The sequence below is a fragment of the uncultured Polaribacter sp. genome, from assembly GCF_947501385.1.
In the GTDB taxonomy this organism is placed as follows: domain Bacteria; phylum Bacteroidota; class Bacteroidia; order Flavobacteriales; family Flavobacteriaceae; genus Polaribacter.
This window is the reverse complement of the sequence record NZ_CANMVP010000039.1, coordinates 1-16,140: the sequence shown is the minus strand read 5'-3', so window position 1 is coordinate 16,140 and position 16,140 is coordinate 1. Positions and strand designations below refer to the sequence as shown.

Sequence of the window (16,140 nt, the reverse complement as noted above, 5' to 3'; positions counted from 1 at the left end):
AAACTTTAAAGTTTTGGGTTTTTGTCGTTCATAAATATCTGGTTGAGACCTAAACCTTACTGCTTTTCTTTAATTAAATATAGGTAAACCGGATAATGATCTGAATAACCACCAGTGTAAACTCCATTCGAAAAACTTCGAAAAGGGTAGCCTTTAAAGGGACCTTTTTTATCACTCAAAAAGCGCTTATTAAAAATCATCGCTTTAAACATTTTATAGCTAGAAAAATCTTTTTCACCTTTGTCTAATAATGGAGATGAAATTAAAATCATATCAAACAAGTTCAAATGATCTCTATACGCCAATGTATTAAAACCTCTTCGGTGTAAATCCTCATAGGGATTGTACATATCATTTTTACCAACGTTTTGCTTCTTACTTTTCGTTTTTAAAACCTTTTTAAAACTACTGTTGATAGGATCATCATTAAAATCTCCCATCGTTAAAATTTTTGCATTTGGTGCGGTCTCTCTAATTTTTTCAATAATTTTTACATTTTGATACGCAGCTTTTTCACGCAAAGGTCTGCTTTTTGCTTCGCCACCACTTCTAGATGGCCAATGGTTTACAATTAAATGAATCAATTCATCATCTAAATAGCCCGTAACTAATAATTGATCTCTAGTATATACTTTTCTGTTTTCTCTATAAATATTTGGATTAAAAGTTTCATGATAAACAGGTTTAAAATATCTTTTTTGATATAATAAAGCGACGTCAATTCCTCTTTTATCAGGAGAATCGTAATGAATAATTCCATAGTGTTGTTTTGCTAAATGTTTCGATTTTACCAGGTCTTCTAAAACATTTAAATTTTCTACTTCAGAAACTCCAATAATTGCAGGACTTGTTTTGGCTTTGTCTAAACCAATTTTAGCAATGGTGCTTGCCAACTTATCAATCTTGTCCCAATACACTTTAGACCTATTCGATTTTAACTCCATCATTGGGCTTGCTTCATCATTTTTAGAAACATCGTTTATGGTATCAAATAGGTTTTCTAAATTGTAAAACGCAATGGTTCTTATGGTATATTTTTTGCCTTTATTTTGAGAAAAACTAAAAGTTATACTCAATAAAAAGACAATTAAAATTGGTAAATTCTTCTTCATTATTAAATAGATTTTAAATGCTATACATCTTAAAATCAAATATAAAGCAAAAAAATTATAAAGCTATTTTTTTGCTAATCATCTATAAATGTGTAACTTTAGCTTGTATATTTCTGAAAAAAAGAAAAGATTATGAGAAAGAATAGAATACTTACCTGTATTTTGTTGTTCTTAATTTTAGGAGTTAATGCACAAAATAGCATCAAAGGAATTGTTGTAGATAGCGATTCTGAAAATGCGTTACCAAATGTTTTAGTACGTGTAAAAAATACCATAATTACAAGCAGTACAAATGTTGGAGGTTTTTTTAATATTACAGAACTTACGAATGGTAATTATATCATAGAGATTGAACTAAATGGTTATGAAAGTCAAAAATTTCCTGTAACACTTTCTGGAAATTTAATAGATTTAGGAACTATTTTACTTTTTAAAGATATCACAGAAGCGCAAGATTTAAGTATTATTACCATTACAGATGACGAATTGAATAATGACGCAAGTGCTGCTGATAATATTTCGGGTCTTTTACAGGCGACACGAGATGTTTTTTTAAGATCTGCGGCGTTTGAATTTAGTTCCTCTTTTTTCCGAATAAAAGGCTTAGATTCTGGCAATGGGAAAGTCTTAATTAACGGAATTGAAATGAATAAATTGTATGATGGTAGAGCTCAATGGAGCAATTGGGGTGGTTTGAATGATGTTTTAAGAAATCAGGAATTTAGCAATGGCTTGTCTCCTTCTAACGTTACTTTTGGTGGTGTTTTGGGCGCAACAAATATCAATACGAGAGCTTCACAACAAAACCCAGGAACCAGAATTTCTTATTCTTCTTCGGATAGGAGTTACCAGCATAGAATTATGGCAACCCATGCTACAGGAATTTTAAAAGGCGATTGGTCTTTCAGCTTTTCAGGAAGTAGAAGAGTAGGCAATGAAGGTTTTAATGAGGGGACTTCGTATAATACCTATTCACTATTTGTATCCATAGAAAAGAACATAAACGATACACACAGTATTAATTTTACTTCGATATTTACACCTAATAGAAGAGGAAAATCTTCGCCCAACACACAAGAAGTATTTGATTTAAAAGGAATTGAATACAATGAATACTGGGGAAGATTAAACGGAAACAAAACGAATTCAAGAATTAAAGAAGTAAAAGAGCCAATTTTAATGCTGAATCATTATTGGAATCTTTCAGAAAACACAAGCTTGCAAACAAATGTTTCTTATCAGTTTGGTAAGATAGGAAATAGCCGTTTAGATTTTAATGGTGGTGCAAATCCAAGTCCAACCTATTATCAGTATTTACCAAGTTATTTTTTAAGAAATAATGATTTAGCAGGTGCTTACACATCACAAAAAAATTTTGTGAATAATGGTCAGTTAGATTGGAACAGTATTTTTGATGCCAATATTACAAATGCAACAGCAGGTACAAGTAACGCGTATGTTTTGTATGAAGATAGAGCGGATGACAAGCAACTCACGCTAAACACAATTTTTAATACCTATATAAATAACAATATTTCTTTAAACGGTAAGCTAGAATACAAGCGTTTGCGTTCACAGAATTTTGCGCAGGTTATCGATTTATTGGGTGGCAATGGGTATTTAGACATCAATCCTTTTGCAGATTCTGAAGTTACACAACAAAATAATGTATTGAATCCAAACAATGTTGTAGCGAAAGGAGAAAAGTTCAAATACAACTATCATCTAAATTCAGATGTACTCAATGCATTTGTACAAGCACAATTTAAATATAAGAAAGTAGATTTTTATACGGCAGCAAATATCACTAGAATTACGTATCAAAGAGAGGGTTTATACCAAAACGGAAGATTTGAAAACAATTCTTTAGGCGTCTCTGACAAACTAGATTTTACAAACTACGGAATCAAAGCAGGTGCAACTTATAAGATAAATGGGCGCCATGTATTGGATGCAAATGTAGCTTACTTGACCCAAGCACCAACAATTAGAAATTCTTTTTCAAATGCTAGAGAGAATAATAATACCGTAGATAATTTACAAAGTGAAAAGATAGTGTATGCAGATGCAAGTTATATTGTAAGAAGTCCTATAATTACTTCTAGACTCACTGGTTATTACACTTCTTTAAAAGATGCTACAGAAATTTCTTTCTATTTTGCGGATGGTGTTGGAGGAGATAATACTGCATTTGTACAAGAGATTTTATCTGGTATCGACAAAAAACACATCGGTTTAGAATTAGGGGTAGAAGCACAAGTTACATCAACAATTAAATTAAAAGGTGCTGCTGCTATGGGTCAGTTTACCTATGATAATAACCCAGATTTATACCTTACTTCAGATGTTGTAAATGACGGTATTTTTGATGCGAATGGTCGTTCAGGAAATTATACTTCGAATTTAAAAAATTATAAAGTTGCGGCAGGACCTCACAATGCCTATTCTGTGGGTTTTGAATACAGAGATCCAGAGTATTGGTGGGTTGGCGCAACAACTAATTTCTTTAGCAATACCTACGTAGATATTGCACCTTTAACGAGGTCTCGCAATTTTTTTACAGATTCAGATGGTTTGCCATTTCAAAATTATGATACAGACATTGCAAGAAAATTGTTAGCACAAGAAAGGTTTCATAATTATATGGTGGTCAACTTAGTTGGAGGAAAATCTTGGAAAATAAACAGCTATTATGTTAGTTTTTTCGCAACAGTAAACAACCTATTAAACACAGTATATAAATCTGGTGGATTTGAACAAGGTAGAAATGCAAATTATATACAGTTAAAAGAAGACAAAGAATTAGATGCACCCATTTTTGGAAACAAATATTGGTATGGTAGAGGTACAACGTACTTTATGAATGTAAATGTAAGATTCTAAAAAAAATGAAATGAAAAGCTATAAAAGAACCATCCTGATCCTAACAATTATCACCAGTATTTTATTTTCTTCTTGTGTAGATGATGGCAACTATACAGTTCCAGAAAGTTTAGGACTTGAAGAAAATGAAAAATTAGAGCGTATTTTAGACAGTATTCAGGCCAATAAATACCAATTAAAATCAATTCAAGAAGTAAAATCATTATATATTTCAGGAAACGAACCTTTAAAAGTGGTGTCTGATATTGTGATAAAAGGGTATGTGGTTTCTTCAGATCAACAAGGAAATTTCTTTAGAGAGTTTTATTTACAAGACGCTCCAGAAAATCCAACAGCAGGAATAAAAGTTTCGTTAAATTTAAATGATAGTTACAACAAATTTAATATGGGTAGAGAAGTTTATATCTATCTAAAAGATTTATATATTGGCGAAACAAATGCTGGCGATGGTGTGATTGCAATTGGAGGTAAAATTAATCCGACAGACGTAAATGAAGTACAAAGTATTACTTTACATCAAATGGAAAACCACTTATTTAGATCTAAAAATACGGAAACAATTGTTCCGAAACTGGTTTCTTTGGCTGGTTTGAATGCTTCAGATATTGGGACGTTTGTAATAGTACAAGAGGTTATTTTTCCTACTAATTTAGCAGGAAAATCTTATGTAGATCCAACAGAAGATTTTGATACGCAACGTAAAATACAAAGTTGTCAAACCTTAGGTTTTGCAGCTCTATTAGTAGAAACAAGTTCTTTTGCAAGTTTTGCAAATAAAACATTACCAACAGGTGGTGGAAGTTTAAAAGCGGTAGTTTCTAATGATTTTGGGGGTGATTTTTTAGTATTGGTTTTAAACACTTCAGAAGATGTTTCCATGTCTGGTGATCGCTGTTCAACATTGTCTGAAAGTGATTTTCCAATAATTTTATTAGAAGAAGATTTCGAAAATTCATCAGGAGAAATTGCAATTACTGATTGGATAAATTATAGAGAAGAAGGCACCGTCTCTTGGAGATCTTATACAGACACCTATTCGCAAAGTAAAGCTGCAAGAGTAGTGGCTAGAAATTCTGGAAATGCAAGCACCATCACTTGGTTGATTACAAAAGGGATTGACTTAGATGCAACTGCCGAAGAATTTTTATCTTTTGAAACTTCTAATAGTTTTGCAAACGGAAGTAACTTAGAAACACTAATTTCGTCCGATTGGGACGGAACAGTAACAAATATAACTGCTGCAAACTGGGATGTTTTACCAGCAAAAATAGTATCAGATGGAGAAGACTTTAAAAATTGGATACATTCTACCTATATAAATTTGTCAAATTATTCAGGTACTGTTTATATTGCATTTAAATATGTAGGAAGCGGGAATGTGAATTTTGATGGAACTTATGAGTTAGATACTATTAAAATTAATGCGAGATAAATATAAAGGATGGATAAAATAGAACATATTGGTATTGCTGTAAAAGACTTAGAAACTTCAAATAAGTTGTTTGCTTCCCTGTTTGGTAAAACACATTACAAGACTGAAGAAGTAGCTTCAGAAGGTGTTAAAACCTCTTTCTTTAAAAATGGTCCCAATAAGATTGAGTTATTACAGGCAACCCATCCAGAAAGTCCCATTGCAAAGTTCATCGATAAAAAAGGCGAAGGAATTCATCACATTGCCTTTGCAGTTTCAGATATAAAAGCTGAAATAAGCAGGCTAAAAAGCGAAGGATTTGTTGTTTTAAATGAAGTTCCTAAAAAGGGCGCAGATAATAAATTAGTTGCTTTTTTGCATCCCAAAACTACCAATGGCGTTTTGATAGAACTTTGTCAAGAAATAGAAAAAACTAAAATAAAGTAATAGAGGTCAGTAGCTAGTTACTTTTTAAAATAATAATTAACTAACGATGTCTGGTTGAGCGCAGTCGAAACCTATATAAAGTAGATCAATAGTTCTCGACTGCGCTCGAACGGACAATAAAGAATGGTTCAAATACCTGACAAACAGTGTTTTAAAATTTGTACTTAGTGTGTATTTAACTGCTGAACTCTATAAAGTAACATAGAAATCGTTAAAATACTGCCAACTCTTACTGCCAACTGCGTACTAATTATTATATTGCCAGCGCTTAAAAAGTTATCGTAAATGCCTTCAAAATTTGAATCTTATCAAAAAAGACGTTTAGCATCTTCTTACATTTCTGTTGTAATAAGTATCGCTTTGGTGCTGTTTATGGTTGGTATTTTAGGTTTGGTACTTTTAAAATCTACAGTAGTTGCCAATAAAGTGAAAGAAAAAGTAGCCATTACACTCTTCTTAAAAGACAAAGTAACTACAAAACAGCTAAATGGTTTTAAGGCTTCTTTAGAAAATGAAGAATTTACAAAGCGAATTATTTATACTTCTAAAAAACAAGCAGCAAAACAATATAGCAAAGAAATTGGTGAAGATTTTATGAAGTTTTTAGGTGAAAACCCTTTAAAAAACGGAATCGATATTTACTTAAAAGCAGCTTTTGTAACCCCAGAAAAGATGCAAGAGTTAGAAACACGTTTTCTTAAAAATGCTTTTGTTGCAGATGTTTCTTATGACAAACCTCTGATTAATTTATTAACAAAAAACATTCAAAGAATTAGTTTTTGGCTTTTGGTTTTAAGTGCGTTTTTTGGTCTTGTGGCCATTATCTTAATCAATAGCTCTATACGATTGTCAATTTATTCTAAACGGTTTAATATAAAAACCATGCAAATGGTTGGTGCTACTAAAAGCTTTATAAGAAAACCATTTATTTGGCAAAGTATAAAATTAGGTTTTTTCGGCGCATTTTTAGCATTAATCGGATTGGCGGTTGTTATTTATTATGCTGATATATTTGCACCAAGTTTAGGTTTACTAAAAGATTATATCTCTTTAGCATACTTAGTTGGTGGCGTTTTAGTAGCAGCGTTTATCATTACTTGGTTAAGTACATTCTTTGCAACACAGCGCTTTTTAAATTTACAAACAGACGAACTTTATTATTAAAACATGAAAGACGAAATTATTCAGAAACCAGCATTTATTTTTGGAAAAAAGAACTACATCTTTATGATTGTAGGACTTGTTTTTATTGCTCTAGGCTTTATTTTTATGGCAGGTGGTGGAAGTGAAAATCCTGAAGTTTTCAATGAAGAAATTTACAATTGGCAACGAATTCGGTTGGCGCCAACTTTAGTTATTATTGGTTTGGGAATAGAGATTTATGCAATTTTAGCAAACCCTAAAAAATAGCATGAACATTTTAGAGGCCATTATACTTGGCATAATTCAAGGCTTAACAGAGTTTTTACCAGTTTCTTCTAGTGGTCATTTAGAATTGGCGAAAGCAATTTTAGGAGACACTTCTGTGCCAGAAGAAAGTTTAACATTTACAGTAGTTTTACATTTTGCAACGGCATTAAGTACCATTGTAGTCTTTAGAAAAGAAATTATAGAAATCTTTAAAGGTTTGTTTCAATTTAAATGGAATGACGAATGTAAGTTTTCATTAAAAATTATTATTTCTATGATTCCTGCAGTAATTGTGGGGTTGTTATTTGAAGAAGAATTAGAATCTTTCTTCGGCGGAAAAATATTATTAGTAGGTTGTATGTTATTGTTGACAGCACTTTTATTATTATTGGCAGACAAAGCTAAAAAGACCAATAAAAAAGTATCTTTTTCGAATTCAGTAATTATTGGTATTTCTCAAGCAATTGCAATGTTGCCGGGAATTTCTAGGTCTGGTGCAACAATTTCCACTTCTGTTTTATTAGGAATAGATAGAACAAAAGCAGCTCGTTTTTCATTTTTAATGGTCGTTCCCTTAATATTTGGTAAAATCGGAAAAGATCTTTTAAGCGGAGATTTAAGCTTTCAAACTTCAGAAATGATTTCTATTTCAGCCGGTTTTATTGCAGCATTTTTAGCAGGTTTATTGGCTTGTAAATGGATGATTTCTTTAGTAAAAAACAGCAAACTTTCTTACTTTTCAATCTACTGTGCAGTTGTAGGAAGTATTGCAATTGGGTATGCACTTTTAAATTAATTTTACTTTAAAAATCAGCAAAAATGACTGAAGAAGATTATAAAAACGGTCAAGTTTTATTGATTGATAAACCACTTACTTGGACCTCTTTTCAGGTAGTAAATAAATTACGTTGGGAAATCAAACAACAATTCAACATCAAGAAAATTAAAGTGGGTCATGCAGGTACTTTAGATCCTTTGGCAACGGGTTTGCTTATTATTTGTACAGGAAAACAAACCAAAGAAATAGCTACCTACCAAGGTCAAATAAAAGAGTATACAGGTACTTTTACCCTTGGCGCAACCACACCCAGTTACGATTTGGAAACAGCAATTGACGAAACTTTTGCTACGGAACATATTACTGAAGAATTATTGCAAGAAACTACCAAAGAATTTATTGGTGAAATTCAGCAAAAGCCACCTATTTTTTCAGCCATAAAGAAAGAAGGTAAACGTTTGTATGAACTCGCTAGAAAAGGAGAAACTACAGAAATTAAAGCAAGAACTGTAACCATATCTGAATTTGAAATTACAAAAATAAACTTACCAGAGGTTACTTTTAGAGTAGTGTGTAGCAAAGGGACGTATATACGTTCCTTGGCTTTCGATTTTGGAAAAGCCCTAAATTCTGGTGCACATTTATCAGAATTAAGAAGAACAAAAATTGGTAATTATGCTGTAGATAATGCACTTTCTGTTGAAGATTTTATTGAGAATTTAAAAGAGACATCCAATTAAAATTCAGCTTCAACAGTAAAACTCATTTTTTTGTTTGTTGATGGATGTAAGAACTCAATAAATTCTGCATGTAGATGCAATCTATTTTCTTTTTTACCATACAAATCATCTCCTACAATTGGCGTGTTTAAACCATCTTTATGGGCAGCATGAACTCTTAATTGATGTGTTCTACCAGTTATCGGATAAAAATAAACTTTAGTTTTACCATATTCTCTTTTAATTACTTTCCAATCTGTTTCTGCTGGTTTTCCGTATGTAAAATCTACCAACTGTTTGGGTCTATCATCTAAATCTACACGAAGAGGAAGCATTACTTTTCCGCTATTTTCTGCTAAATTTCCATCTAACAAAGCAACATAACGTTTTTTTATAGTTCTGTTTATAAACTGACGCTGTAAAATTTTATTCGCTTCTTTTGTTTTTGTAAGTAATAAAATACCAGAAGTAGACATGTCTAATCTATGCACAATTAAAGGACCGGTTGCTTTAGGATATTGATTTCTAATACGCGTAAAAACAGCATCTTTAATTTCTTTTCCAGGAACAGATAAAAATTCTGCGGGTTTATTTACTGCAATTAAAACATCATCTTCATAAATAATTTGAAGTGTTTTCTTTTCAGATAAGTTTTCTAACAACAAATTATCATCCATTTCTAAACCCTTTAACATGTGTGTTAAAATTGGTTTGCATCTACTTTGGCAGGCAGGATAATAGTTTTTGTGTTTTCTAATGGCTGAATTTGGCGAAATTCCCCACCAGAATTCTGCCATTGTAATGGGTGTTAAATTGTTAGCAAATGCATAGTTTAGTAGCTTTGGTGCAGAACATTCACCAGAACCTGCTGGAGGTTGTATCAATGGATTGTTAAAAATATCTAATAAGTTTTTGCGTTCTTTTTGTTGATTTAAAAAAGCGTAATTACTAAATAATGTTTGTTGTAAATGGTTAGATTTCTCTTTTCTACTCTTTTTTAAGGCTGTTATTTTAGCTTCAAAAGCTAGGTATTCTTCACTTATTTTTTCAATTTTAGTTTGATAATATTCCTGTAATTCTTTTAGAAGAAATTGATCATTGTAACTTTCTTGTTTTAGCCTATCTGTTAATTTTTCAAATGCAGATTCATTAAAACTTTTTTCACCTTGGATCTTTCTATTTTTCCTATCAATTTTAGAAAGTTTCATTTTCTTTCTTTGCAATGCCAGATCTTCAGAAATAATTTTGGTAGTATTTTTAATGAGTTTTTTTAATTTTAAATAAACCTTATCTTTTTTTAAATGGCCTAATTCTGCGTTAATTTTATCAATTTCAAGTTCTCCTTTTATATAGAAACTACCTTCTGTTCTCATATTAAAAACAGGAGGCACAAATTTTTCTGGCAAACTTTTATCAGCCAATTTTCCTGAAAAAGCAGTCAAATACCCAATTTCATTTTGTTTATTTTTTACCACTAAAACGCCGAACATTTTCCCAACAGGCGGTGCTCCTTTTTCTGTTTTAGTATCAAAATTATGTTTAAAATCAGTCTGATTTATTAAATAACTTTGCAGTTCTTCCGCAGCAATGATGGCCAACGGATGTGGTTGATAATAAAAAGGAAAGGTAAATTTCTCAGGAAGTGTTTTCTCTGAAATATCAATTTTAAAATTTTGGAAATGTTTCAATTTTGTAGTATAGTTTTCAAAGATAAGCCGTTTCTCTGCAAAATCTACTTAAATTATTTTCTTATAATGTTGAACTCATCTTTTTTAAAGAGTTAATAATAAAATTATTTGCGTTAAGTATCTGCTTCTTTATTCTGTAAATTTGCAAAGAAATAAAAACGATAGAATTAAAAATATGAAAATCAATTCAATAAAATTATTTGCAACTGCCTTAACCGTTTCTAGTTTTATGCTAGTTTCCTGTGATAGTGATAAAAAGAAAAATTCAATAAATACAGAAGAAATTGTTGTTGTTAAAACAGATGCTGTAGAAAAAGAAGAAGTTGTAGTAAACGAAGAGATTAAAACGCGTACTTATAAGATGAAAGATGGTACTGCAATTGTGTACAACCTAGATGCGAAAGGAATTGTAGGTTTTGATGATTGGTCTAATTTTACAGTTGTAAACGCTGAGTTAGCAGCTATGAGAAAGCCGAATGTGGTTACAAATGCACAACGTATTAGAAACATGAACTTTAGAATTGCTAATTTAGGAAATACAATTCCTGCTTGGTTAAAGACCGAAGAAGTTATGGAAGATGTTAAAGATATTCAAGAAGAATATTTAGAATTAATTAGCGATCCTAATGCTTCTGATAGTGAAATGAAAGAAAATTTAGAAGAGCTTTCTGAAAAGTTCGACGATTTAAAAGAAGAGCTAGATGAAACTGTAAAAAAATATACAAAAATTAATGAAAACGCTATCGAAGAATTCAATGAAGAGTTTAAAAAAGGAAAAATTGATGCTGCGATAGAAGAGTATAATGAAGAGATTAAAAAGTTAGATAAAATGTTGAAGAAGAATCAATAATAACTTTAATTTTTAGATTAAAACATTTTTATTAATAAGGTAGATTTAAAAAAATCTACCTTATTTTTTTTTTAAATGTTTTTAAATGTTTTTAAGTGTATTCAATTAAGATTCTTGTTTTGCGCGAAAGCGTAAGAATTCTGGATATCGAATAAGCGTTGCTGTCCAGATCAAACACAAAATAGTGGTTTGAAAACCAATATTTTGGCCGTGTCCAAGATGTGCGGCTACAGCACCTGCCATAAGTGCGGTCATTAATAATGCACCAATTCTGCCTGTTTGTGGGAGTATAAAAAAGGCGACAGCAATTAATTCAAAAATAGCAACCATTTGCGTATAGGGCTCAAAACCTATCGAGGCCATATTTGCCTGCATTTCCGGGCTAATGAATTTTCCGATTACACCCCAAGCGGGTGCAAGACAAGCAACAATGGTAACAATCCATCCGATTACTTTTCTTTGTTTGTTCATGTTTTTAATTTTTTAGCATCAAAAATTTTTGGTTTATCCTCCGATTGGCATCATTGGATGTACCTCAATTTTAGTTGAAATATCATTAAAAATAGGATTCTCTTTGGCAATCTGTATTGCTTCATCCATATCCTTGGCTGTGACATGAAAAAATCCTGCCACCACTTCTTTACTTTCATTAAATGGAGCATCTTTTAGCGTTCCATTACTTTTTGAAATGATTCTGCTACCTGTTTTTTCAATAGGACTTGCACCTTTTAGAATCCCTTTTTTCATGAGTTCGCCGATGTACGCACCTCCGTGTTCCATATGTTTTTGCAATTGTTCTGCGGATAGGTCTGTCCAGACACATCCTTCTGTTTTGATAATCAATAGATAATCTTTCATGTTTATTTATTTTAAATTAATAATGATGTTTACTCCCTAATAACAATCGAGTTTAGGAATTAGGGACATCATTATTGTTTTTTTTATCAAAATATTTTTTTAACCGATGCTCTAACATTTGTTTCTCTTTCGATAAAGGTGCAAGTTCAATGGCTTTTGTAAGTGTTTTTATTGCTAGATTGTATTCATTTATTTGAACGTGAAATTCGGCTTTAGCAGCATAGAACAAGTAGTTAAACTTGATGATTTTGTCATGTTCGATTGTAGTTAATTCTTGAAACGCGGTTTGTATGTCACCTATTTTTGAGAGTACAATAGCACGGTTGAGAATTACAATAGGAGAATTATCTATAGTCAATAATTTATCATATAGTGTTAAAATACTTTTCCAATCTGTTGACGCAAAGTCTTTGGCCGAACAATGATAAGCTGAAATTGTCGCCAAAATATGATAATTTGAGATATATTGATTTTGGGTGGCTTTTTTCAAATTAGAAAAACCTTGTTCCATAATGTGATAGTCCCATAATGATCGATTTTGTTGGCTTAAGGTAATAATATTTCCATTTGTATCTTCTCTAGCTTTAAAACGAGATGAATTCAATTGCATTAAGGCAATCAACGCATACGCATTTGATTTGTTGGTTATAGATTTATGATTTGCAACCATTTCTGCCAATCGAATAGATTCTTGACAAAGCTCTGTACGAATTAATTCATTTCCGTTTGAAGCACTATATCCTTCATTGAACAATAGGTAAATTGCTTCTAAAACGGCGTCTACTCTTTTGTCCAATTGTTGTTTTGAAGGAACTTCAAAAGGGATGTCGTCTTTTTTAATTGTTTTTCTCGCTCTAACCAAACGCTTATTGATACTTTCATTATTAGTTAAGAAAGATTTGGCTATTTCGCTGATATTAAATCCGCACAATGTTTTTAGTATTAAGGCAATTTGGGAATCTTTTGTAATCGAGGGGTGACAACACATAAACATCATGCGTAATTGGTCGTCTGAAATGCTTTCTTCTGAAAACAGATCATTCGAGTCCAGCTCATTAAGCCGATTTGTTTTTGATATATATAAACGCTCTGAGATGAATTTTTCTTTATTTTTTTCTCTTTTAAGCGCATTTAATGTTTTATTTTTTGCAACAGTATATAGCCAAGCTACATGATTTTCAGGAACTCCTTTATAGGTCCAATTACTTATGGCCTCAACTAAGGTGTCCTGTACAATATCTTCAACAAGAATTAAATTGTTTGAACCAAAAATACCAGTTAGTACTGAAATCATTTTTCCAGATTCTTGTCTAAAAAAATGTTCTACCAATTTATTTATGTCAGACGTGTTTTTCAATTCTTATAAGATTTCTATTGAAATGATTTTTTAATGGTTTTGTGCGTGAGGAATGTACGAAGGAATACTAGATGTAGCAAATCTATAACTATCTTTATTTAAGCTAATAACACTAGTGAATACATTTGTTTAGTGTAGAAAAAAGTTATTTTTACATAGTTCTTTGTTATGTGCAGGCTTTGCTAATTATAACTTTGTGATTTTGAATCAATCTGTTCCGTCAATGCTCATAAATAGATAGTATAGTCTTACTTTGTAATAGCCTAAACAATCAATATTTGGATAATTTTCTTTACTTGTCAAATCGTTTGGACGTTATTAGATTCGCATTGTTAAGCCAATAAGGTCCTGCATCTCTCAGCAGTGGCTTATAACTTGGAAAAAATAGCTAAAATACGGTAGCGTGAGAGGCGCAGTGGCGACCGTTAGGTCGTCACCCGTCTACTCGATTGGCAAACGTTTTTTACATCTGAAGATTTAAGTTCAGTTTTGCTCCCAAAGCATTAAAAATCCGCATTACAGTTTCAAAAGTTACATTTCCTGTGTTATTTTCAAGCCTTGAAATTTGCGCTTTTTTAACTCCAACTAATTCCCCTAATTGCTCTTGAGTTAGCTTTCTTTTCTTTCGTGCAGTTTTAATCATATCGCCTATCAATTCGAGTTTTAATTCAAATTCATATTCGTCTCTTTCTTTTGTCCCCTTTTTTCCAATTAAAAGGTCTTCTGCTTGATCTAAAGTGTAACTTTTCATTTCTTTTTATTTTTTAAATATTCTTTTCTAATCTTATCAGCCTTATCAATTTCTTTTTTGTCGACTTTGCTGGTTTTCTTTATAATTCCGTGTGTCGCAAAAACCAAAGTTTCTGTTTTATCTTCTTTATCCCAAAAGGGCAAAAGTCTGTATTGGATTCCAGAATATAGAGTTCTAAACTCCCAAATATTGTCAGTCAGTTTTTGGAAGAACTTTTGGTTAGATTGCTGTTCAGCTCGTCTTATGTTTTGGAATATTTTGTTTCGAGCTTTAAGGTTTTGCTTCTCAACGAATGCAAATGCTTCTTTTCTTTTAGTAACTGACCTTACGCAATAATAATTTGACTTTACGCTATTTATAGATTATATTGTTGATAACTCTGAAACTAAAAAAGATGGATAATTTTGTTGATTTATATACAGATTACTTGATAAGTTCAAGTTCTTACACGACAGCAACAGGAATGGCATCATTACTTTCAATAAAACACGACAAAATAACACGAGCATTAGGAAGAGGTGTTTACTACAGTAAATTTCTATGGAAAAAAGCAAAACCTTATGTTGAAGAATTGACTCAATCTAAAGAAACTATCATTTTAAGTTTTGATGATTCTATACAAGAAAAACAATATACAGATGAAAGTGAGCTTAACACTTGGCATTTTGACCATGTATTTGGAAGGTCTGTAAAAGGTATTAATTTTCTAACTGCTTTAGTGGAAGTTGGCGAGATGCGTATACCCTGTGGCGTAGAGTTTATAAAGAAAGATCTTTGGGTTACCGACAAAAAAACAGGAAATAAAAAGCGTAAAAGTAGCAAAACTAAAAATGAACTTTTTAGAGAAATGTTAGAAGAATGTAGCAGTAAAATACACTTTGATTATGTTTTGGCAGATAGTTGGTTTTCTTCGGTAGAAAATATGATTTGTTGTAAAAAAACATTGAAAAACGATTTTATTATTGCCTTAAAAAGCAATCGAAAAGTAGCCTTATCATTAGAAGATAAGCAAAATGAGACATACGTAAATATTAAAACATTACAGCCAGGACAGCAGACCGTGGAAGTTTGGTTTGAAAAACTAGACTTTCCGCTGTTGCTTACAAAGCAAGTTTTCAAAAACGAGAATGATACAGTCGGCGAGTTGTACTTGGCTTGTAGTGATTTAAGTTTATCGTATGAGCAAATAACTACAATCTACAAAAAACGGTGGGCAGTAGAAGAATATCATAAATCAATTAAAAGCAACACAGGTTTTGCTAAATCTCCAACTAAAAAAACAGCAACACAAACGAATCATTTTGTCCTGTCAATTATAGCATATATAAAGTTGGAGTGGCTTAAACAAAGAACAGGAAAAAATCACTTTGCAATGAAAACACAAATCTATTTAGCAGCGCAACAAGCTGCTTATAATGAACTCAAAAACTTATCAACACCTAAAGCTGCATAATTCCTTTTTTGGGGATTTATTTGCGTAACATGAGTTAGTAATATTGTTTCAAATCTTTTTGTCATTCTATTTTAAAGTCAAATACAATGCAAATATAAAAAAGTTTCGTTAATTGTAAACTTGTGTGATTTTTTTTAATGTTTCAAGTTTATGTATAAGAATAGTTGCGGTTTTGTGTGCGAGGATTTTCCGCAGGAAAATCAGACGTAACAAAACTGCAACGACCTTTGGTTAAGCACTAATTTAGCAATTATTTTTATACATTGTGTGTGCCCAGTATGGGCATCTTTTGCTTACCGAAAGGTAAATAATTAATCTAGAGGGTGCAAGTCCCTTATGGGCTGGGGTAACCCTTCGGCTTCGCTCAGGACAGGCTCTCTGAAGCATTAGTAAGTCGCAAGCTCGTTTGTCGTGAGACATGGA

General features: G+C 31.7%; 16 protein-coding genes. 9 read left to right on the top strand and 7 right to left on the bottom strand.

Translation table 11 applies throughout. The features are described from left to right. Positions 1–56: 56 nt before the first annotated feature. Positions 57–1,112: an endonuclease/exonuclease/phosphatase family protein gene (locus Q0998_RS17985; RefSeq protein ID WP_299672400.1), complete on the bottom strand. Its 1,056-nt coding sequence runs from the start codon at positions 1,110–1,112 to the stop codon at positions 57–59. A gap of 132 nt (positions 1,113–1,244) precedes the next feature. Here Q0998_RS17985 and Q0998_RS17980 point away from each other — a divergent pair, with 132 nt between their 5' ends. From Q0998_RS17980 to truB, 7 genes are all read left to right on the top strand, one after another. After that, positions 1,245–3,995, top strand: coding sequence for a carboxypeptidase-like regulatory domain-containing protein (locus Q0998_RS17980; RefSeq protein ID WP_299672398.1), 2,751 nt, complete (start codon positions 1,245–1,247; stop codon positions 3,993–3,995). A gap of 10 nt (positions 3,996–4,005) precedes the next feature. Beyond that, the gene (locus Q0998_RS17975; protein WP_299672396.1) at positions 4,006–5,427 is read left to right on the top strand and encodes a DUF5689 domain-containing protein; all 1,422 of its coding nucleotides are present in this window, start codon (positions 4,006–4,008) and stop codon (positions 5,425–5,427) included. A gap of 9 nt (positions 5,428–5,436) precedes the next feature. Further along, positions 5,437–5,853 (top strand): methylmalonyl-CoA epimerase, encoded by a 417-nt coding sequence (gene mce / locus Q0998_RS17970; protein WP_299672394.1) that lies wholly within the window; start codon positions 5,437–5,439, stop codon positions 5,851–5,853. A 285-nt stretch (positions 5,854–6,138) separates the two neighbouring features. Beyond that, positions 6,139–7,017, top strand: a complete 879-nt coding sequence (locus Q0998_RS17965; RefSeq protein ID WP_299672392.1) for a permease-like cell division protein FtsX — start codon at positions 6,139–6,141, stop codon at positions 7,015–7,017. A gap of 3 nt (positions 7,018–7,020) precedes the next feature. Further along, positions 7,021–7,263, top strand: a complete 243-nt coding sequence (locus tag Q0998_RS17960; protein ID WP_299672391.1) for a DUF3098 domain-containing protein — start codon at positions 7,021–7,023, stop codon at positions 7,261–7,263. A gap of 1 nt (position 7,264) precedes the next feature. Further along, positions 7,265–8,059: an undecaprenyl-diphosphate phosphatase gene (locus Q0998_RS17955; RefSeq protein WP_299672390.1), complete on the top strand. Its 795-nt coding sequence runs from the start codon at positions 7,265–7,267 to the stop codon at positions 8,057–8,059. Between the two features lie 23 nt (positions 8,060–8,082). Then, complete coding sequence (truB, locus tag Q0998_RS17950) at positions 8,083–8,781, top strand: tRNA pseudouridine(55) synthase TruB (RefSeq protein WP_299672388.1); 699 nt, start codon at positions 8,083–8,085, stop codon at positions 8,779–8,781. Here the strand turns inward: truB and Q0998_RS17945 are convergent. After that, complete coding sequence (locus Q0998_RS17945; RefSeq protein WP_299672386.1) at positions 8,778–10,448, bottom strand: RluA family pseudouridine synthase; 1,671 nt, start codon at positions 10,446–10,448, stop codon at positions 8,778–8,780. The two genes, truB and Q0998_RS17945, sit on opposite strands and share 4 nt — an antisense overlap. 175 nt (positions 10,449–10,623) lie before the next feature. On the opposite strand from Q0998_RS17945, the gene Q0998_RS17940 reads away from it, so the two are divergent. Further along, positions 10,624–11,298, top strand: coding sequence for a hypothetical protein (locus Q0998_RS17940; protein WP_299672384.1), 675 nt, complete (start codon positions 10,624–10,626; stop codon positions 11,296–11,298). A gap of 105 nt (positions 11,299–11,403) precedes the next feature. Here the strand turns inward: Q0998_RS17940 and Q0998_RS17935 are convergent, their stop codons facing one another. The 5 genes from Q0998_RS17935 to Q0998_RS17915 all read right to left on the bottom strand — a co-directional run bounded on the left by Q0998_RS17935 (position 11,404) and on the right by Q0998_RS17915 (position 14,623). After that, the gene (locus Q0998_RS17935; protein ID WP_299672382.1) at positions 11,404–11,769 is read right to left on the bottom strand and encodes a DoxX family protein; all 366 of its coding nucleotides are present in this window, start codon (positions 11,767–11,769) and stop codon (positions 11,404–11,406) included. Between the two features lie 33 nt (positions 11,770–11,802). Continuing rightward, complete coding sequence (locus Q0998_RS17930) at positions 11,803–12,156, bottom strand: YciI family protein (protein WP_299672381.1); 354 nt, start codon at positions 12,154–12,156, stop codon at positions 11,803–11,805. 52 nt (positions 12,157–12,208) lie between these two features. Next, positions 12,209–13,513, bottom strand: coding sequence for a sigma-70 family RNA polymerase sigma factor (locus Q0998_RS17925; protein ID WP_299672379.1), 1,305 nt, complete (start codon positions 13,511–13,513; stop codon positions 12,209–12,211). Between the two features lie 463 nt (positions 13,514–13,976). Beyond that, the gene (locus Q0998_RS17920; protein WP_299672377.1) at positions 13,977–14,264 is read right to left on the bottom strand and encodes a helix-turn-helix transcriptional regulator; all 288 of its coding nucleotides are present in this window, start codon (positions 14,262–14,264) and stop codon (positions 13,977–13,979) included. After that, entirely contained in the window at positions 14,261–14,623 is a 363-nt protein-coding gene (locus Q0998_RS17915; protein WP_299672426.1) for a type II toxin-antitoxin system RelE/ParE family toxin, read from the bottom strand. The genes Q0998_RS17920 and Q0998_RS17915 overlap by 4 nt, the downstream gene beginning before the upstream one ends. A gap of 35 nt (positions 14,624–14,658) precedes the next feature. Between Q0998_RS17915 and Q0998_RS17910 the strand changes: the two genes are divergently transcribed. Continuing rightward, positions 14,659–15,717, top strand: a complete 1,059-nt coding sequence (locus Q0998_RS17910; protein WP_299672375.1) for a transposase — start codon at positions 14,659–14,661, stop codon at positions 15,715–15,717. The last annotated feature ends 423 nt before the right edge of the window (positions 15,718–16,140 follow it).